The sequence below is a fragment of the Gemmatimonadota bacterium genome, from assembly GCA_039715185.1.
Classification (GTDB): domain Bacteria; phylum Gemmatimonadota; class Gemmatimonadetes; order Longimicrobiales; family RSA9; genus DATHRK01.
Window position 1 is genome coordinate 1 of sequence record JBDLIA010000041.1, and the last position, 19,545, is coordinate 19,545.

The window sequence follows — 19,545 nt, forward strand, 5'->3', positions numbered from 1 at the left end:
ACCTCGGGATGGCAGTACGTCACGTACGGGATGTTGCCGTAGTCCACGCCGGCGTGCTCGTCTCCGGCGATGTGCTCGGCGGCGGCTATGCCCTCGTGTGACGCCTTGTGCGCCAGCAGCGGCGGCTTGGTGACGTCGCCGATGGCGTACACGCCCTGCGCGCTCGTGCGCATCTTGTCGTCGGTGACGATGAACCCCTTCTCGGTCTTCACGCCGGCCCCGTCGAGCCCCACATCGTCGATGATGGGGGCCCGGCCCACCGCGACCAGCACGCGCTCGACGGTGAGCGACTGCTCCTTGCCGTCCTTGTCCTTCACGGTGAGCGCGACGCCGTCCTTGCCCACCTCGGCCCGCTCCAGCCGGGCGCCCTCCAGCACGTCGATCTTGCGCTTCTTGTAGGACTTAGCGACCAGCGCCGAGGCTTCCGCGTCCTCGTTGGGAAGCACGCGGTCCAGGGCCTCGATCACCGTGACCTTGGAGCCGAAGGACGCGTACACGTCGGCGAACTCCATCCCCACCGCGCCGGCGCCGATGACCGCCAGGCTCTCCGGCGCGGCTGCCGGGAAGACCGCGTGGTCCGAGGACCACACGCGGTCCCCGTCGATTACCAGAATCGGCAGCGACCGCGGCCTCGAGCCGGTGGCGATGATGATGCTCTTCGCCTCCAGCGTACGGGCCTCGGCCTCCGGTGCCTTGCCGTCTCCGTGGCCCGGTACCTTGCCGGGCTCGACCACCACCTTGCCCGGGCCGGCCAGTCGGCCCCAGCCGTAGACGGTCTCGATCTTGTTCTTCTTGAAGAGGTAGGCGACGCCCTTCGACCCCGACGTGGCGACCCTGCCGGCGCGCTTGCCGGCCTGGCTCAGGTCCAGCTTCACGTCGGCCACCTGGATCCCGTAGTCCTTCAGGCCGCCCACCTTGCGCGCGTACTTGGCGCTTTCGAGCAGGGCCTTGGTCGGTATGCAGCCCCAGTTGTTGCACACGCCGCCCAACTCCTGGGCCTCCACGCAGGCCACGCTCATGCCGAGCTGAGCCGCCCGGATGGCGGCCACGTAGCCGCCGGGGCCGGAGCCGATCACCACAACGTCGAACCTGTCCGCCACGCTGCCGTCTCCTGTCTATGTATCCCGCGGGACGATCGCGCGCCCCGTCCGTGTCTCTACAGCGCCATCATCACGGGGTCTTCCAGGAAGTCCCTGAGGGTCGCCAGGAACCGCGCGCCCATCGCCCCGTCCACCACGCGGTGATCGCAGCTCATGGTCACCCGCATGCGCGGCCGCACGACCACCTCGCCATCGACCACCGCGGGCTTCTCCTCGACCGCGCCGATGGCCAGAATGCCTGACTCCGGCGGGTTGATGATGGCGGTGAACTCCTGGATCCCGAACATGCCCAGGTTGGACACCGAGAAGGTCGCCCCCTGGTACTCGTCCGGGGCCAGCTTCTTCTCGCGCGCCCGCCCGGCCATTTCGCGCACCTCGCGCCCGATGTCGGCGACGCCCTTGACGTCGGCGTCGCGGATCACCGGCGTAATGAGGCCGTCCTGGACGGCCACCGCCACACCCACGTGCACGCGTCCGTAGCGGACTATGGTGTCGCCCTGCCAGGACGCGTTCACCTCCGGGTGGCGCCGCAGCGCCACCGCGGTCGCCTTCAGGATGAGGTCGTTGAGCGACACCTTCTCGCCGCGCGACTCGAGTCGCGCGTTGATCCGCTTGCGCGCCTCCAGCAGCCGGCCGACATCGGCCTCGATCGTCAGATAGAAGGTCGGAATCGGGCCGATCGATTGGACCAGGCGCTTGGCGATGGCCTTGCGCATCTGGGAGACCTTGACGCTCTCGGTCTCCGCGCGCGCGCCTGCGCCGACGACCACGGGCGCGCCCGCGGGCGCCGCCACGGCGCCCTCCACGTCCCGCTTGACGATGCGCCCGCCCGGGCCGCTGCCGCTGATCGAGGCGAGATCGAGACCGCGCTCTTCCGCCAGTCGGCGCGCCAGCGGAGACGCGCGCAGCCGGCCGTCGCCGGACCCGGCGGGCGCCACGGCGGTTTCTTCGACGCCGCTTGCCTCCGCCCCCGCGTCAGTCGGCCCCGGGTCCTTCGGTGCCACGGCCGAAGCCTGCTGCTCGCCCGGCTCGGCGGCGGGGGCGTCGGCCGCGGCGCCCGCGCCGGGCGCGCCCGCCCCATCCACGATCGCGGAGATGTCCTCGTCCGCGGCCGCGATCACACCGATCACGGCGCCGACCTCGGCGGTCTCTCCTTCGGCGAGGAGCACCGCGCGCAGCACACCGGCGCCGCGCGCGACCAGCTCCATCGTCGCCTTGTCGGTCTCGATCTCGGCGAGAATGTCGCCCTCGGCGACGTCGTCGCCTTCGCCCTTCAGCCAGGAGACGAGTTGTCCCTCCTCCATCGTGGGGGACAGCGCCTCCATGTGAACCTTGGTGGCCATGTGGTCGCTCAGTCTCTCGCGGCGCCCGGCGCGCGCGTCGGCGTCATCTGTACAACACCCGGTTGCAGGCCTCGATGGTACGCTCCACGCTCGGCTTGGCGAGCTTCTCCAGCTCCTTGCTGTAGGGCATGGGAGCGTCGGTCTGGTGCACCCGCAGAACCGGAGCGTCCAGCCAGTCGAATGCGTTTTCCTGCACCTGCGCCACGACCTCGGCGCCGATGCCGCTGTAGCCCCAGCCCTCCTCCAGGTAGACCGCGCGATTGGTCTTGCGTACGGAGTCGACTACGCGGTCCAGGTCCAGCGGGCGCAAAGACCTCAGGTCCACCACCTCCGCGTCCACGTCGTCCTTGGCCAGACGCTCGGCTGCCTGCAGGGCGAGATTGACCATCTTGCCGTGCGTCAGAATGGACACGTCCGCGCCCGCGCGCTTCACCTCCGCCACGCCCAGCGGGATGACGAAATCGGGGTCCTCGGGCACCTCTCCCTTCATGGCGTAGAGGACCTCGCCCTCCAGCACGAGGACGGGGTCGTCGTCGCGGATGGCGGCCTTGAGCAAGCCCTTGGCGTCGGCGGGCGTGCCGGGGACCACGACCTTGAGCCCGGGGAAGTGCGCGTAGGATGCCTCGAGCGCCTGGGAGTGCTGCGCGGAAAGCTGGAGCGCGGCGCCCGTGGGGCCGCGGAACACGATCGGGCAGCTGAACTGGCCCGCGGTCATGTAATGCACCTTGGCGGCGCTGTTGATGATCTGGTCGTTCGCCAGGATCGCGAAGTTCCAGGTCATGAACTCGATGACCGGACGCAGCCCGGCCATCGCCGCCCCGACGCCGAGGCCCGCGAAACCCAACTCGGTGATGGGCGTGTCGACCACGCGGCGCTCGCCGAAGCGCTCCAGCAGGCCCCTGGAAACCTTGTAAGCGCCGTCGTACTGGCCCACCTCCTCGCCCATGAGGAACACGTCCGGATCGCGCTCCAGCTCCTCGGCGAGCGCCTGATTCAGGGCGTCGCGGTAGGTGATGACCGCCATCAGTCCGCGACCTCGCCCGCGGCCCGTCCCAGCGCCGGGTCCGGCGCCCCGACGCCCTCGAAGAAGAGATCTCCGTGGTCGTTGATCTGGGCGTAGACGTCGCGGTGCAGGTCGCCGGCCGGGGGCAGCGGCGAGTTCTCGGCGAACTGGACCGCATCGTCCACCTCGGCGCGGACCTCCTGGTCCAGCGCCTCCAGATCCTCGGTGGTCAGTCGATCCGCCTGCTTGAGCCCTTCGATGTAGGTGGCGATGGGGTCTGTCTGCTTGGCCTCCTCGACGTCCTTCTTGGTGCGGTACACGCCGTACACCGGGTCCGACATGGAGTGGCCCATGAAGCGGTAGCAGCGCGCCTCGATGAGCGTGGGCATGGACTCCTCCCGCGCCCGCTCGATGGCCTCCTCCATGGTGGCGCGCATCTCGAGCACGTCCATTCCGTCGGCGATGGCGGACGGCATCGCGTACGCGCATGCCTTCTGGGAGATGTCGTAGAGCGAGGACGCGCGCTCCCAGGCCGTGCCCATGCCGTAGCGGTTGTTCTCCACGATGTAGATGACGGGCAGCTTCCAGAGCGCGGCCATGTTGAGCGATTCGTGGAACGCGCCCTGGTTGACCGCGGCCTCGCCCATGAAGCACACGCACACCTGGTCGCCGCCGCGGTACTTGATCGCCCAGCCGATGCCGGTCGCCGCCGGTATCTGGCCCCCGACTATGCCCCACCCGCCCATGAAGCGGTGCTCGGCGCTGTACAAGTGCATCGAGCCGCCCTTGCCGCCCGAACACCCGTCCACGCGCCCGTACAGCTCGGCCATGACCTGACGCGCCGTCACGCCCTTGGCGATCGCCTGCACGTGGTCGCGGTAGGCGGTGATGACGTAGTCGTCGTCGCGCAGCGGGGCGAGCGCCCCCACGCCGACGGCCTCCTGGCCTATGTAAAGGTGGCAGAAGCCGCCTATCTTGCCGAGCGCGTAGGACTCGGAGGCCTTCTCCTCGAAGCGTCGGCCCAGCAGCATGAGGCGCAGCATCCCGAGGAGCTCGTCCCGCTCCAGGCGCTCGAGCGCGGCCCCCGCCATCAGGCCAACCGGCGCGGCTGGTCGATCTGCACGAGGTTGCCCGCTCCGGCCGGCGAGATCACCTCCGCGGGCGCGGTGAGGTCGGCCTCCAGGATGTCGCGGATCTCGCCCACGTCGCCGGCGTCGACGGTGCGCGCCTGCTTTTCGGCGTGATAGCTGGACCGCACCAGCGGGCCCGATTCCACGTGCCGGTATCCCATCTCCCGTTCGCCGATGCGCTTCCACTCGGCGAACTCCGCCGGCGTCACCCAGCGCGCCACCGCGGCGTGGTGCTCCGACGGACGCAGGTACTGGCCCAGGGTGAGGATGTCCACCGAGGCCTTGCGCAGGTCGAGCATGGCGGCGTGGATCTCTTCCTCGGTCTCGCCCATGCCCAGGATCACCCCGGACTTGGTGAGCATGGAGGGATCCATGCGCTTCGCGGCGCCGAGGTAGGAGATGCTGCGCCAGTAGCGCCCGCCCGGGCGTGCCCACGGGTGCAGCCGCTCCACGGTCTCGAGGTTGTGGTTGAGGATGTCCGGGCAGGCGTCTACCACGGCCCGCAGCGCGTCCTCGTCGCCCTTGAAGTCGGGGATCAGGACCTCGATGGTGCAATCCGGCCGAGACTCTCGGGTAAGCCGAATCGTCTCGGCGAAGATGGCAGCTCCGCCGTCGGCCAGCTCGTCCCGGTTCACGCTGGTGATGACGACGTGCTCCAGCTCCAGGTCGGCGACCGCCTCCGCGACGCGGCGCGGCTCATCCCAGTCCAACTCCGTGGGCATGCCGTGCGCGATCGCGCAGTACTTGCACGCGCGGGTGCAGACGTCGCCGAGGATCAGGAAGGTGGCGGTACCCGCCTCCCAGCACTCGCCGATGTTGGGGCAGCCCGCTTCCTCGCACACGGAGTGGAGGCGTTGCCCGCGCATGAGCTTCTTGAGACGTCGGTAGTTGTCGCCGCCCGGAGAGCGCACCTTGAGCCAGGATGGCTTGCGCGCCTCCATCGGCAGGGGCGACTGGCCCTCCAATACCGGCAGCCGGGCGGTGCCCTTCGACTTGACGATGCCCGTGTCCTTGCCGCGGGGCGCGTAGCCCCGCTGCGCGATGGTTTCTCGCTTCATTTATTCGCCAGGTAGCTTCGAATCGTAGCCCGATAAGATAACAATCGCGGCAACCTCCTGCGCGGATCCCGCGATCACGCGGGCTCGAGAGACCGCGCGAGTTCGTGCCCGAGCGCCTCGTCCAGGTCGGGCAGCCTGTGGCGGTAGCCGTGAGCGAGCAGCCTGGCCGGGTACACCGGGCTGCTGGCGAGGATCGTCTCCTGGGCCATGCCGCCCGGCAGAAGCCTGGCGACCGCGGCCGGCACGCGCAGGAACGACGGCCGGTCGAGCGCCCTCGCCAGGGCGCCGGTGAATTCCTGCTGGGTGGCCGGCTGCGGCGCCACCACGTTGATCGGCCCCTCCAGCGCCCGGTTCTTGATCGCGAACCGCACGACCCCCGGCACTTCGTGGCTCGCCACCCAGGCGAAGGCCCCGGTGCCCTTCCCCACCGGTCCGCCCAGTCCCATGCGAAACGCGGGCAGCATGGCGGCCATCGCGCCGCCCGCCGCGCTGAGCACGATGCCCAGCCTCATGTGAATGACGCGGATTCCCGCCGCGCGAGCGGGGTCCGCGGCCTCCTCCCAGGCGGCCACGAGATCGGCGAGAAACCCCTCTCCCTTGGGCGAGTCCTCGTCCAACCTCTCGTCGGCGGGACGATCCCCGTAGTAGCCGATCGCCGACGCGCTGATGAGCACCGGCGGCGGAGCGTTCAGGCTCGCCAACGCCTCAGCCAGCAGGCGCGTACCGCGCACGCGGCTCTCCCAGATGCGCTCCTTGGCGGACTTCGTCCAGACCTGGAAGATGGGCTCGCCGGCCAGGTGGATGACGGCGTCGTGGCCCTCGAGCGGAGCCGGGTCCACCGCTCCTTCAGCGGGATTCCAGTACACGTTGTCCCGCTCCCCCGCCCGGGCCCGGTCGCGGACGAGGAGCCGCACCGAGTGGCCGAAGGACCGAAGTTCGGACACCAGCGGGCCGCCCACCACCCCGCTCGCGCCGGAAACCGCGAGTCGTTTGGGCTCCATGTCAGATCTCCTTCCGAGGCCTCGAGCTCTCGTTGTAAGCACGCACCATGACGCGCGTCGCTTCCGCCGGGTCGTCCGTGCACACGAGCCGGTCCAGGTCGGCCTGCCGGATATTGCCCTCCGGCAGCATGGTCTCCCTGATCCAGTCGAGCAGGGGGGCCCAGTAGGCGCGGCCGAACAGGACGACCGGGAAGGCACGCGAGATCTTTCCGGACTGGACCAGGGTGAGCGCCTCGAAGAGCTCGTCCATGGTACCGAAGCCGCCGGGAAAGATGATGAACCCGTCGGCGTACTTCACGAACATCGTCTTGCGCACGAAGAAATAACGGAAGTCGATGCTTACCCGGACGAACTGGTTGGCGCCCTGCTCGAACGGCAACTCGATGTTGCAGCCCACGGACGTGCCGCCCTGGTCCACCGCTCCGCGGTTTGCCGCCTCCATGATGCCCGGGCCGCCCCCGGTGATGACCGCGAATCCGGCGTCGGCCAGCGCCGCGCCCGTGGCCCGGGCGGTGGCGTACATGGGGTGGTCCTCGGGGGTGCGGGCGCTTCCGAACACGCTCACGGCCGGGCCCAGCTCGGCCAGCGTGTCGAACCCCTCGACGAACTCTCCCATGATCCGGAATACGCGCCAGGTGTCCGTGTGGACGAACGCCGGAGCACGCTCTTCGCGCACCAGCAGTCGCTCATCCTCGGTGACGCGCACGTGCTCTCCGAACGGGTGCCCCGGTTCGTTCAGGGGCGGGTCGATGGCGGGTCTCTCGGGTTCGTTCATGGGTGATCCAACGCTAGCGGGCTCGATCGACAGAGGAAAAAGGTTGCGCGCCCGGTCTCTTGGAACGCAAGGCGCGGTGTCGCGCCCGCACCCGCCTTGCTAACCTAGGCGACATGTCCACCACCGATTGTCCACGCTGCGGCGCCTCCGTCGACGGCGCCTTCTGCTCCGAGTGCGGGGCCAGGCTCGAGCCGCCTCCGTGCACCGCGTGCGGCGCCGTTCCGCCCGCCGGCGCTCGCTACTGCACCGCCTGCGGGCGCGGGTTGCCCGATCGCAGGAAGGTGCATCCGGCGGCTATCATCGCAGGGCTCGGGCTCGCCGCCGTTGCGGCCGCGTTCCTCGTGCCCCGCGGGGGTGGGGACACGCAGCCCCTGGTGACCGGCCCCGCGAGCCAGCCGGCGGGCCCCGCGGCCGGCGCCGCGCCTACGTCCGGGGGCCCGCCCACGCTGTCGGGCGACATGCGCGCGAACGCCGACGGCCTGTTCGACCGCATCATGCGCGAGTACTCGCAGGGCGACACCGCGCGGGCCCGCTTCTTCGTGCCGATGGCGCTGGACGCGTACGACATGGCCGGCGACCTGGACGCCGACGGTCGCTTCCACCTGAGCCTGGTGCAGGCCATCGGCGGCGATTACGCCGCAGCGCGGTCCACAGCGGAGGAAATCCTGGCCGGCGAGCCGAACCACCTCCTGGGGCTCGCGGCGGCAGCGGCCGCCGCCGAGGGCGCGGGCGAACGCGACGCGGCGCTGGACTACCACCGTCGCTTTCTGGAGGCGCTGCCCACGGAGCGGGACCGAGCGCTCCAAGAGTACGTCGATCACGCCCCCATCATCCCCGATTACGAGGCCGCGGCGCGCGCGGCGCTGGGCGGCTAGCCGAGCACGCCCGATCAGCTGGCCGGCGTCCCCCTTCGACCCCGCAGGGCCTCGAACAGTAGCGGAAAAGTCGCGCGCGTCTGTCCCCGGTACTGGGGCCGGAACCCGAACAGCCACACGTCCCCCTCGCCCACGCGGGTGACCGCGAGCGCGCCCGCGCCCGCGACGTGCTCGACCCCGAGCGCCCAGCCGCTGAGGAGCGTCCAGTCGGGATCGTAGCGCGCCAGCACGGTTACGTCGGCCGACTCGCTCCGCAGCGCCATGCTCCCGCGCTCGAACCACGCGCCCATCCGCTCCGGGACTCCGGCGTCCTCGGCCAGGTCGGGCGCCACGTCCAGCCCCAGGATCGAGCCGGGAATGAAGAAGTCGTCGTTGCCCAGTCCGTTGGTGCCGTCGCGCACCGGCAGGTCCAGAACATCGATGGCGTAGGCCGAGGCCTCTTCCAGCGCCACAAGCCGGCCGCCCTCGCTCACGAACGCCTCGATGGCCGCCGCGCCCTCCTCGCCCAGCCCGCCGACGTACTCGGGGAAGTTGGCTCCCTCCTCGAGGCCGGCGCGCAGCGCGTTGGCGCCCTGCGAAGGCAGCAGCAGCACGTCCGCGGAGGAGAGTCCGCCGCCGCGCACGTCGGCGTCCTCCACGGACGCGTACGGGATGCCGTAGGTATCCAGGATCCAGCGCGTCCAGCCCTCGTCCATGGACGGCCGGTGGCTACGGTACACCGCGATGCGCGGCCAATCGTCCTCGTCCAGCCCGCCGCCGGCCTCCGCCAGCACGGCCCCGGGATCCTCCGGGCCCGCCACCGGCGCGCTCAACGCCAACGCCTCGAGGCCTCCGTCGATCTGCGCGGCCGGCACCGCGTCCACGCCCAGCAGGAGCGGCAGCGTGTGGGCGGTCACGTCGTAGGGCGCGCGCGGCGGCCCACCCGGATACTGCCGCAGGTCGGGGTAGTCCTGTCGCTCCAGAACCGTTTGGGCGAACGACGCGTACGGCTGGCGCATGGGAACCACGTAGGTGCCGGCCCCAAAAGCGCGCGCCTGCGCGCCGGCCGGTTCCGGGAAGCCGGCCGCGTCGTCGGACCTGGCGGTGATCGTGAAGGGGGCCCCGGCGCGGTACACCTCCACATCGGCGACGCGCAGGATACGCAGCAGCTCTCCCACCGCCGCTGGGTCGCGCTGGTCCGCCGGAATGACCCACGCGGCCGGCCACTCTTCCCAACCCGCCACGGCTCGCTCGCCGACCGCCAGGAAGTTGCGCAGCCACGTCTCCCGGTTCGCCGCGGCGTGGTCCAGCAGCGCCATCGCGCCCGACTCCATGTAGTCCACGATGTCACCCAGGCCCCATGCGCCCCCCGGCCACGGATCGGGGAAATTCCAACTCGGCTTGCGGGCGTCGAAGTTGCGCCCGGGGGTGAGCGTGTCGGCCGGCAGCTCGATGGGGCTCGCCATGTTGGCGGAGGCCGTCTCGCTCAGAATGCGCACGCCGCCGTGGTAGTGCTGGTAGGCGCGAGCCGGCGTCCAGGCGTCGTAGGTCGCGTTCACCACCACCCCCTTCTTGCCCTCCATGCCGAGTCGCCAGGCCATGTGGGTGCCGAGGTCGTTGATCGCCTGCACCAGCAGCGGATCCACGTTGGGCTCGAACGGGTCGATCCACGGCGGCAGGAAGAAGCGCGACCCGCGGCTGCCCTGCTGGTGGATGTCGTGCACGATCTGCGGGTGCCAGTCGTTGTGGCCGTACTCGATCGCGAGCCGCGTCTCGGCCTGGGTGAATGCGTACCAGTCGCGGTTGTTGTCGTGCCCGACGTAGTGGTGGTAGAGGAACGGCGGCGCGGCGCCTTCCCATTCCTCGCCCAAGGTGCGCTCGTACCAGTCGACCACGAGATCGACGCCGTCCGGGTTGAGCGATGGCACCAGCAGCAGGATGACGTCGTCCAGGATGCGCGCCTCGCGCGCCTCGGTGGACGACGCGAGCCGGTGTACGATCGACATGGGCACCTGCGAGGACCCCACCTCGGTCGAGTGGATGGAGGCGGTGATCAGGACGATCGTTCGGCCTTCGGCGATGAGCGCCTCGATGTCCTCGTCCGGCCCTATGGTGCGCGGGTCGGCGAGTTTGCGCTGGACCTCGCGCAGCCGATCTACGCGGGCCAGGTTCCGGGGAGACGAGATGGTGAGCATGACGAAAGGCCGCCCGAGGGTGGTCTGGCCCAGGGTGTCCAGGGTGACGCGCGGGCTCGCGCCGGCGACGGCCTCGAGGTAGCCGGTTACCTCGCTCCAGTCCGCGAGGCGGCGGTCGGCACCCACCGCGTGGCCGAGGAAAGCCTCGGGGGTCGGGACCTCCTCCTGCTGCGCCGTCACCGGCGCGGTCAGCGACGCGCCCGTCGCGGCGATCCAAAGAGCACAACGGACCGAACCCTGCATGGGAACTCCTTCCGGCGGTTTGGGTGTCTGGGAAGAGGGACGAGGCTGCGCGACACGGCAGGGTAACACGCCGGGTCGCGAGCCAACAACACGGCTGGCGCGATGAACCGACTACCGACTCCGGCTCTCCTTCGGCGCCCCGGCCGGGCGCTCGCTGCGGCAGTGCTCGGCGCGGCGACCCTGGGCGCGACGGCCAACGCGGCCGACCTGCGCGAGGCGCTGGAGAGCATTACGGAGCGCGACCTGCACGCGCACCTGAGGTTCCTGTCCGCCGACGAGTTGCGCGGCCGCGCCCCGGGGACGTTCGGCGGGGACGCGGCGGCCGCCTACATTGCGACCCAGTTCGCGCGCGCGGGGCTCGAGCCAGTCGCGGACGACTTCCTGCAGCGCTTCGAGGTGGTGGGGGTCACCACGGACCCGGACCGCTCCGTGCTGGCGTTCCGCGGGCCCACCGGAGAGCGCGCCGCGGCGTACCCATCGGAGGCCGTCGTGTGGCCGGGGGTGGCCGACTCGGCCATCGACGTGGAGGGCGAGCTGGTGTTCGTGGGCTACGGCGTGAGCGCGCCCGAGTACGACTGGGACGACTTCGGCGACGTCGACCTGTCGGGCACGGTGCTGCTCGCCCTCGTGGGCGATCCGCCGTCCGGACCCGCCGAGCCCGACCTTTTCGGGGGGCTTGCGCTGACCTATTACGGCCGCTGGACCTACAAGCTCGAGGAAGCCGCGCGGCGCGGCGCCGCGGGCGTCCTCCTGGTCCACTCGACCATGCAGGCCGGCTACCCCTGGAGCGTGGTCGAGGCATCGTGGACGGGGGAGCAGTACGCCTTGCCGCCGCGCCCGGACGGGGCCCCGGTCACGCCGCTCCAGGGCTGGGTCACGAGGGACCTCACCAGGGAGTTGCTGGCCGACGCGGGGCTGGACCTGGCTGATCTCAGCGCGCGCGCGGCCGTACGCGATTTCAGCCCGGTCCGCACCGGGATGACGGTCCGCGGCACCCTGCACGCGTCGACTCGAGCGCTGGAGACGGCCAACGTCGTGGGCGTCCTGCCCGGCGAGGACCCGTCCGTGCGCAACGAGGCTGTCCTCCTGACGACGCACTACGACCACCTGGGTGTGGGCGCGGCGGTCGACGGCGACTCCATCTACAACGGCGCCTATGACAACGCGAGCGGTGTCGCCCTGCTGCTCGAGATGGCCGAGGCATTCGGGTCGCTGGAGCCGCGGCCACGCCGGTCCGTCGTGCTCATCGCCACCGCCGCCGAAGAGGCTGGCCTGCTGGGGGCCGAGTACTACGTCCGCAACGCGCCCATCCCGCTGCGCGCGACTCTGGCCGACATCAACATCGACGGAGGCAACCTCTGGGGCGAAACCGACGACGTCGTGGCGATGGGGTCGGACCGGTCCACTCTGGGCATGCTCGTGCGCGAACGGGCCCGCGAAATGGGCATGCGGCTGGCGCCGGACCGGGCCCCCGAGAAGGGCTTCTTCTTCCGATCCGACCACTTCCCCTTCGTGCGCGCCGGGGTGCCCGCGCTCTACATCGAGCACGGCCTCAGCTATCGCGGCCGCCCCGCCGGCTGGGGCGAGCGAAGGCTCGCGGCCTACGACGGGCGGGACTACCACCAGCCGTCCGATGAATACGATCCCCTGATGGACCTGTCGGGAGCGGTGCAGCAGGCCCGTCTGGCGTTCCTGGTGGGCTATGACGTGGCCGAGGGCGACGCGTTCCCGGAGTGGTTCGAGTCCTCCGAGTTCAAGCCGGCGCGCGACCGGGCGTTGGGCCGCTAGAGGACTTGTAACAGATGATAGACCAAGTACTCATCTGTTACAGACCGTTAGAGCCCCGTAGGCAGGTTCAGAAACGTCCATGGCAACTGGAAGCGCTCGTGGAGGTGCTCGGCCAGCGCGCCAACGCCTAGCGTCTCGGTCGAGTAGTGTCCCGCCAACAGCAGGCTGACGCCGCCCTCCGTGGCGTCGAAGTAGGCGTGGTGGCTCGCCTCGCCGGTAATCAGAGCGTCCAGACCGAGCGCGGCGGCCTCTCGCAGCGCGCTCGCCCCCGAACCGGTCACGATGCCCACGCGACGGACCGGGTCCGCGCCGCCCTGGATTACCCGGACGTTGGCGTCTACCACCTTTCCTACGCGCTCCGCCAGCGTCCGCAGTCCCACCTCGATGTCCCCGTAGATGCCAACGTCGACGCCTTGATAGGCGCCGAAGCGGCCGCGAATCTGCACGCCCAGCTTGCGCGCCAGTAGCGCATTGTTGCCGACCTCGGGATGCACGTCCAGCGGAATGTGCGCGCTGTATACCGCCACGTCGTTGTCCAGGAGGAGTTTCAGCCGCCGATAGCGCGCCCCGGTGACGGCCTGGTTGCCATCCCAGAACAGCCCATGGTGCACGAGCAGCAGGTTGGCCCCCGCCTCCACCGCTCCGCGGATCGACTTGAGGGACGCGTCTACGGCGGCGGCGATGCGGGTCACCTCGTCGGGGCCGGCCACCTGTAGTCCGTTGAGCGCGCCGTCGCCGTCGGGCGTGTCACGGATGGCCAGGTACTCATCCAGATAACGAACCAGTTGGGCGGTGTTCATGGGCTCAACATACGGCGAGCCCGAACAAATGGAACGTGGTCGGGCGGGTATCGACCCATGCGGGAGAGGAAGCCCCCGTGGGCCTCACATGTGGACAACTCTCGCTTTTCGGCGGGTGGGGGCTCATGGACCGGGTCGACTGCGACGGTCGCAACCGATTGATATGCATAGAGATAGGTGATATTTCCACCATATGTGGAAATCGCCGAATAGCCCTGGTGTGAGATGGCGCCGCCTGGGCGCCCCCCGGCAAGGAGGGCGCCCAGGCGCGGCGCAGGCTTGGACGGAGCTGCTTAGGTCAGCTCTTCTGCGAAACGGAGGCCGCGGCGGCCTGCGGGGCTGCCGAGCCAGATCCGGGCCTGCCCGCACCCGCGCTCTGAGAAGCGGCGGGGCTCACACCGGATGCCTTTTCGGCTCCGGAACCGGCCGCTGCACGCGATCCGGCTTGGCCCCCTTTCGGGACCTCCCCCGTGTGCACCTTGCCGTTGACCCTTCCTCCCTCGTCGAGCTGGATGCGGCGGGCGCGTATCTCCCCGTCCACGACGCAGGTCGCCTGAAGCTCGATGCGGCTCTCGGCTACGATGGTGCCGCGCACCTCGCCTCCGACCACGGCGTCCTGGGTGAAGATGTCACCCTTGATCCGCCCGTCCTTGCCGACGACGACGGCCTTGCCGGCGCGTACGGTGCCCTCGACGCGACCCTCGATCCGGATCGTGCCTTCGGTCTCCACGTCGCCGCTGACCTTCATGCCCGATCCAACGATCGAGATGACGCCGTCGTTGCTTCCGGTTCCAACTTGTGGCTGCCGATCTTTCATTTCCGCTGCTCTCTGCTCCTCTTGTGGCTTCTTGAACATCCCCATCGGTCAAGGCTGCCGGACGTACTCCGTGGGATCCACGGGCACCCCGTCCTTTCTGATTTCAAAGTGAAGGTGTGGCGCTGTGGACCGGCCCGTCGAACCGCTCAGGGCGATCACCTCGCCGCGTTCCACCACGTCCCCCCGGTCCACGAACAGTTCCGACGCGTGGCCGTACATCGACTCCATCCCCGCGCCGTGCTCCAGCAGGACAAACAGGCCGTACACGGAATCTCGTTGCGCGGCCACGACCGTCCCTTGAGCCGTCGCGCGGATGTAGCTCTGATTGGGTACGGCAATATCTACACCGGGATGCCCCTCTCCGTCGAGGCTGGCGGCCTGAGTCACGAATCCGATCCGCGCCAGAGGCCACTCGGTCGGGGCCATCGAGACGTCGTCCGCAGGGCTAGCGGCCGCCGTATCCTCCGTCAATGGCGGCAAGATGGGCTCATCGCTCGCGTCGGCGCCGTCGGCGCCGAGCATCTGCCTCACCCTTTCGTATGCGGCTTCCGCCTCCTCCACGCGCCGGGCCAGCTCCGTGACCTGCGAGCGCTCCGCCTCCAGCCGATCGACCTCACGAACGAGCGCCGGCACGCGCGCCGCCTGTGACGCTACCGGAAACCAGAACGCCACCATGATCGCCAGCCCGGCGGCGATGATCCCGCCGACGGCGATCAGTATGCGCAGGCGCGTATAGGAGATTTCGAAGGAGCGGGTCTCCAGGTCTCCGTCCGGAATGATGAGGACGGTAATGCGCCGGTCTCCCGCCTCCCTCTGCTCGGTCATCTGCGCGGCCTCTTGCCGCGGTAGCTGGCGGCCACTTCAGACGACATCAACGGTCGGTTCGCCCGTCAAGCGCTCGAAGAGTCGCTCGAAGTCCTCGTCGTTGGCGAACGGAATTTCAATGGTCCCTCCGGCCCTCGCACGCGTGCGCAGGCGCACGCGTGCGTCCAAGGCACGCTGCAACTCCTCCTCCAGCCTGCGTTCGGCCGGCGAACGCTCCGCGGCGCGGCGCTTCCTGGGCTTGGGCCCTGCTCCATCGCGCCGCGCCGCCACGGCCGACTCGAGCGCTCGCACGCTCCAGCCCTCCGCGGAGGCGGCCCTCGCCAGCTTCGCGGCGGTTCGATCGTCGGGGGCTCCCAGCAGAGCACGCGCGTGCCCGGCCGTGAGTTCTCCGGACTCCAGCATCGTGCGCACCGCAGCCGGTAAATGGAGCAGCCGCAACGTGTTGGCCACTGTGGACCGGTCCCGCCCCACCGCTTCCGCAACCTCTTTTTGCGTCAGCGCGAACTCGTCCATCAGTTGTTTGAACGCTCGCGCCTCCTCGAGCGCGGAGAGTTGAGAGCGCTGAAGGTTCTCCACCAGAGCCAGCACTAGCAGGGTTCGGTCGTCTACCGACCGCTCGACGGCGGGAATCTCCTTCCAGCCCAGCTTGCTGACCGCCCGCCAACGCCGCTCGCCGGCCACGAGCTCCCAACGGTCCGCCCGGCCCGGGGCGGGCCGCACGACGATCGGCTGAAGGAGTCCGTTCTCGCGAATGGAGGCGGCGAGGTCCGCCAGTTCAGCCGGGTCGAACTCCCTGCGCGGCTGAAACGGGTTCGGCACGACCGCCGCCACCGGGATCTGTTGGCCGCCCGTGGAGCTCGCGTCGGTCTCGGGCTCCAGGTACTCGCCGAGTAACGCGCCGAGCCCCTTGCCCAGCCGATCGCGCCGTGCCATCAGCCCGTTGCTCCGGGTAGCACGGCCTCGGAAACATCTGGCGCCGCCGCCGCATCGTCGCGCTCGATCAATTCTCGCGCGAGAGCCAGGTAGCTCTGCGCCCCCTGAGACAGAATGTCATAGAGGATGATCGGCTTGCCGAAGCTGGGCGCCTCCGCCAGCCTGACGTTGCGCGGGATCGTCGTACGAAACACCCGCTCGCCGAAGTACTCGGTGGCTTCCTCAGCGACCTGCCTGGAGAGGTTGAGGCGCCGGTCGTACATGGTCAGAAGCACGCCTTCGATCTGCAGGTCCGGATTAATCCCCCGTTGGACCATGCGCACCGAATTCAGCAGCTGTGAAAGTCCCTGCAGGGCGTAGAATTCGCACTGAATGGGGATGATCACGGCGTCCGCGGCCGCGAGCGTGTTTACGGTGAGGAGTCCCAATGAAGGCGGGCAATCGACCAGAATGTAGTCGTAGTTGGATCGAATCGGCTCCAACGCCCGCTTGAGGACGAACTCCCGCCTTTCGCGCTCCACCAACTCCACCTCGGCGCCCACCAGATCGCGGGTCGCAGGCAGCACATCGAGAAACGGCAGGTGACCGGAGGAGCGAATCGCCTGGTCGACGGCGACGCCATCCACCAGAACCTCGTAGACCGACGGGGAGTCGCCGTCCGGCCCCAGCCCCAGTCCGCTCGTCGCGTTGCCTTGAGGGTCGATGTCCAGGACCAGCGTGCGGCGTTCCGCGGCGGCGAGACACGCGCCAAGGTTGATCGCGGTCGTGGTCTTGCCCACGCCGCCCTTTTGATTCGCGATCGCGATAATTCGCGACATGCCCTCTCCCGAACAGCTTCAACCGCCGATTCTTACCCCGTTGGCGCGCGGAATATAGGCTAGCCCCCTGGGCATGAACAGCACCCCAGGGGACGTGTTTCACGTGAAACGCGACGTGAGGCCCTGTGGCGACTCGACCGCGCGTCAGGGCTCCCTCGAGTCCGCGCCAATGGACCGTTCGGTCGACCCTCACCGTCTTCTTCTCGGGCTCCGGGAGGCCTTCAGTCCTGTTTGCACCCCACCGGCTGCTTGCGGCCCCGCTCTTGGCGAAGCTCGCGCGCCCTGGTGAGCGGCGGCCGTTCTGAAGGTGGAGGGCCCCACCCAGCGGCCACTGGGCTCTTCGGACTCCGACGCGACACGCGGCCGCGACGGTCCCCGCGCTCAACCGCTCAACTTCTTTTCCCACGTCCTTTTCCACACGAGCCCCCCACGGCATAGTTTCACGTGAAACCCATGCCACAGCCGTATAGGTCCCGTATATAACCCGTATATAGGCCGAATATCGAGACACCTACGTTGGTGGCGAATGGAGTTTTTCCACCACGTTCTCCCCAGACGCCGGGGCTGGCCGGGCGCTGCTCCGGCCAGGGGTGCTCCCCCTCGTCGACGGCCGGCCGGCTGCCAGCTCTTGCGCCCCGGGCCGGGTAGCGCGATCCCTCGGACATGACGCCCCAGCGCGACCATTCGACGGCCCGTTCATTGGCCGAGCTCGGTGAGCTGCTCGAAAAGCTCGATGGCCGCGGCTACAAGGACTACAAGACGCTCCAGGCCACCAGCTTTTTCGCCGCCGGGTTCGTGGTGGCGATCGATCACGTGCAGGGAGACCCGTTCGCCGATCCTTCCCGATTGCGGGCGTTCTGGGACGCCGCCGAAGCCGGGCTACCCGACGGCGCCCTGGCGACCGATGACGCCCTGCGCGCATCCGCCGACTTCCTTCATCGCCGCATGGGCGACTCCTTTCGGCGAGCATCGTCCAGAATCGGCACCGGAGCCGGCGGGCTGCTGGAGACTCCGGCGCCGGTCCAGCAGGTTCTGACGCGCTCCGCTGCTCGGGTTGGAGAGAACGGCGGCGTGGAGCTCCGGTTCCGGGTGGGCCTTCCGGCGCGCGGGCGGCGAATCCTGGGACTGGAGGCGGCGCACCTGCTGTGCGAAACGCTGCCCGCCGCCTTGCGTGCAGTGCTGCCGCTGGGCGACGGCGACTCTGCCGCGCTCCTCGATCACGTGCGCTGCGTCGAGGATGCGGTTGCCCTGCGCGGCGCGCTGGAGCCCGGCGGCCTCGTGGCGTTCGTCGCCGACGGGGCGATTCTGCCGCGCCGGTCGGGCGTTGACGATCACCCCATGGCCCGAGCGGACGCCGTTCCGTTCCGGTCTCCCGAAGGGCTGCGCGTGATGATCGACACGCCGCACTCTGGGGAGGTCGGCGGCATGGGCATTCCGGCCGGCGTCACGGTCATCGCCGGCGGCGGATTTCACGGCAAGTCCACGCTCCTGAGGGCGCTGGATCGGGGAGTGTACGACCACCGCCCCGGCGACGGACGGGAGCGCGTCGTCGCCGTGCGGGACGCCGCCAAGATCAGGGCCGAAGACGGCCGCCTCGTGAAAGGCACGGACATCTCCAACTTCATCCGCGGACTCCCGAGCGGCGCGGATACGTCCTCTTTCCGGACCGGGAACGCCAGCGGTTCGACGTCGCAGGCGGCGGCCATCGCCGAAGCCCTCGAGGCAGGCGCCCGGTGCCTGCTCATCGACGAGGACACCTCGGCCACGAACTTCATGATCCGGGACGCCCGCATGCGGCGGCTCGTGCCGGCGGCGGACGAACCCATCGTCCCGTTCGTGGATCGGACGCGGCCACTCCTGGAGCACGAAGGAACATCGTCCATCCTCGTCGTCGGCGGGTCGGGCGACTACTTCGAGGTCGCCGACACGGTGCTCGTGATGAAGGCCTATCTGCCCCACGAGGCCACCACCCTCGCCAAAGAGATCGCCTCCGCAAGCGACGGCGCGGCCGACGCCGAGCTCCACCCCGAGGCGCCCGAGTGGCAGCCGATCCGCCCACACCCGAGCCCCGACGGCGCGCCGCGGACGGACCGCCGCGACCGCGTCCGTGTACTCGCTCGCGACAGGGTCCGCATCGGCCGTACCGAGCTGAACCTCGGCGCGGTCGAGCAGATCGTGAGCCGCGCGCAGACACGAGCGATCGCGCTCGCCCTCGTGCGTCTTGCGCGCGACCGCAACCCGGAGCCAGCGTTGTTGATGGACGCGGTCGCTCGGCTGGTAGACGTCGTTCAGCGCGACGGGCTCGACGCCCTGCAGGAGCATCCTACGGGCGATCTCGCGGAGTTTCGTATGGGAGATCTCGTGGCGGCGCTGCACAGACTGCGCACTTGACGCCGGACGGGCAGCGCCCGCGCTGGTCACAGGAGGACCGCATGGATCCGCACGGTGGCCCAGACTCGCCGCAATCCCCGAACGCCGAGCCTGGGCTGATCGACCTGGTCGGGCGGGTGGCCTCGGACGCGCTCGACCTCCTCAAGCAGGAAGGTCGGCTCGCGACGCTCCAGGCGCGCGACGTCTTCGTCGCCGCCCTGTGGGGCTCGCTGCGCGTGGGCGTCCCCATCGCGCTGGCGGCGATCGCCGGCGTCCTGCTGGTGATCGGCGGCGTGGCCTGGCTGACCGAGTCGCTCGGATCCCTGTGGGCCGGAACTCTCGTGGCCGGCGGATCGCTGCTGCTCGTCGCGCTCGTGCTGCTCGCGCTCGCGGCGCTCTCTCTCAAGCCCGCGCCACGTGTCCAGCCATCCGTGCCCGCACCGCCCGACGGCGACGACGGTCGCCCGAAGCTGGTCACCGGCGGCGAGTAAC

The 19,545-nt window shown here is 69.7% G+C and carries 17 protein-coding genes; 4 read left to right on the forward strand and 13 right to left on the reverse strand.

The features are described from left to right. The 7 genes from ABFS34_09155 to ABFS34_09185 all read right to left on the reverse strand — a co-directional run. Positions 1–1,100: FAD-dependent oxidoreductase (locus ABFS34_09155; GenBank protein ID MEN8375603.1), on the reverse strand; the 1,100-nt coding region annotated here is incomplete at its 3' end. Positions 1,101–1,156: 56 nt separating this feature from the next. Beyond that, complete coding sequence (locus tag ABFS34_09160) at positions 1,157–2,443, reverse strand: pyruvate dehydrogenase complex dihydrolipoamide acetyltransferase (GenBank protein ID MEN8375604.1); 1,287 nt, start codon at positions 2,441–2,443, stop codon at positions 1,157–1,159. A gap of 43 nt (positions 2,444–2,486) precedes the next feature. Then, positions 2,487–3,467, reverse strand: coding sequence for a pyruvate dehydrogenase complex E1 component subunit beta (locus ABFS34_09165; GenBank protein MEN8375605.1), 981 nt, complete (start codon positions 3,465–3,467; stop codon positions 2,487–2,489). Then, on the reverse strand, positions 3,467–4,537 hold the full coding sequence (pdhA, locus tag ABFS34_09170) for a pyruvate dehydrogenase (acetyl-transferring) E1 component subunit alpha (GenBank protein ID MEN8375606.1): 1,071 nt from the start codon (positions 4,535–4,537) through the stop codon (positions 3,467–3,469). The genes ABFS34_09165 and pdhA overlap by 1 nt, the downstream gene beginning before the upstream one ends. Continuing rightward, positions 4,537–5,634 (reverse strand): lipoyl synthase, encoded by a 1,098-nt coding sequence (gene lipA / locus ABFS34_09175; GenBank protein ID MEN8375607.1) that lies wholly within the window; start codon positions 5,632–5,634, stop codon positions 4,537–4,539. Before lipA ends, pdhA begins: the two co-directional genes overlap by 1 nt. Positions 5,635–5,708: 74 nt before the next feature. Further along, positions 5,709–6,635 carry a TIGR01777 family oxidoreductase gene (locus ABFS34_09180; GenBank protein ID MEN8375608.1) on the reverse strand — a complete coding sequence of 309 codons (927 nt, stop codon included), beginning with the start codon at positions 6,633–6,635 and terminating at the stop codon, positions 5,709–5,711. Position 6,636: 1 nt separating this feature from the next. Further along, positions 6,637–7,410: a TIGR00730 family Rossman fold protein gene (locus ABFS34_09185; protein ID MEN8375609.1), complete on the reverse strand. Its 774-nt coding sequence runs from the start codon at positions 7,408–7,410 to the stop codon at positions 6,637–6,639. Between the two features lie 113 nt (positions 7,411–7,523). Here ABFS34_09185 and ABFS34_09190 point away from each other — a divergent pair, with 113 nt between their 5' ends. Next, positions 7,524–8,285 (forward strand): zinc ribbon domain-containing protein, encoded by a 762-nt coding sequence (locus ABFS34_09190; protein MEN8375610.1) that lies wholly within the window; start codon positions 7,524–7,526, stop codon positions 8,283–8,285. A gap of 14 nt (positions 8,286–8,299) precedes the next feature. Here the strand turns inward: ABFS34_09190 and ABFS34_09195 are convergent, their stop codons facing one another. Next, complete coding sequence (locus ABFS34_09195) at positions 8,300–10,702, reverse strand: M14 metallopeptidase family protein (GenBank protein ID MEN8375611.1); 2,403 nt, start codon at positions 10,700–10,702, stop codon at positions 8,300–8,302. Between the two features lie 102 nt (positions 10,703–10,804). Between ABFS34_09195 and ABFS34_09200 the strand changes: the two genes are divergently transcribed. Next, on the forward strand, positions 10,805–12,490 hold the full coding sequence (locus ABFS34_09200; GenBank protein MEN8375612.1) for a M20/M25/M40 family metallo-hydrolase: 1,686 nt from the start codon (positions 10,805–10,807) through the stop codon (positions 12,488–12,490). 47 nt (positions 12,491–12,537) lie between these two features. Here ABFS34_09200 and ABFS34_09205 read toward each other — a convergent pair whose 3' ends face one another. The 5 genes from ABFS34_09205 to ABFS34_09225 form a co-directional block, all read right to left on the reverse strand. Continuing rightward, complete coding sequence (locus ABFS34_09205) at positions 12,538–13,290, reverse strand: Nif3-like dinuclear metal center hexameric protein (GenBank protein ID MEN8375613.1); 753 nt, start codon at positions 13,288–13,290, stop codon at positions 12,538–12,540. A gap of 298 nt (positions 13,291–13,588) precedes the next feature. Beyond that, positions 13,589–14,152, reverse strand: a complete 564-nt coding sequence (locus ABFS34_09210) for a polymer-forming cytoskeletal protein (GenBank protein ID MEN8375614.1) — start codon at positions 14,150–14,152, stop codon at positions 13,589–13,591. Positions 14,153–14,155: 3 nt separating this feature from the next. Further along, complete coding sequence (locus tag ABFS34_09215) at positions 14,156–14,932, reverse strand: M23 family metallopeptidase (protein ID MEN8375615.1); 777 nt, start codon at positions 14,930–14,932, stop codon at positions 14,156–14,158. 36 nt (positions 14,933–14,968) lie between these two features. Continuing rightward, on the reverse strand, positions 14,969–15,865 hold the full coding sequence (locus tag ABFS34_09220) for a ParB/RepB/Spo0J family partition protein (protein ID MEN8375616.1): 897 nt from the start codon (positions 15,863–15,865) through the stop codon (positions 14,969–14,971). Further along, a complete protein-coding gene (locus tag ABFS34_09225; GenBank protein ID MEN8375617.1) occupies positions 15,865–16,683 on the reverse strand; it encodes a ParA family protein in 819 nt (272 codons plus the stop codon). Before ABFS34_09225 ends, ABFS34_09220 begins: the two co-directional genes overlap by 1 nt. A gap of 663 nt (positions 16,684–17,346) precedes the next feature. Between ABFS34_09225 and ABFS34_09230 the strand changes: the two genes are divergently transcribed. Both ABFS34_09230 and ABFS34_09235 read left to right on the forward strand, forming a co-directional pair. After that, on the forward strand, positions 17,347–19,074 hold the full coding sequence (locus ABFS34_09230; GenBank protein ID MEN8375618.1) for an ABC-ATPase domain-containing protein: 1,728 nt from the start codon (positions 17,347–17,349) through the stop codon (positions 19,072–19,074). 41 nt (positions 19,075–19,115) lie between these two features. Then, positions 19,116–19,544, forward strand: coding sequence for a phage holin family protein (locus ABFS34_09235; protein MEN8375619.1), 429 nt, complete (start codon positions 19,116–19,118; stop codon positions 19,542–19,544). Position 19,545: the final 1 nt, after the last annotated feature.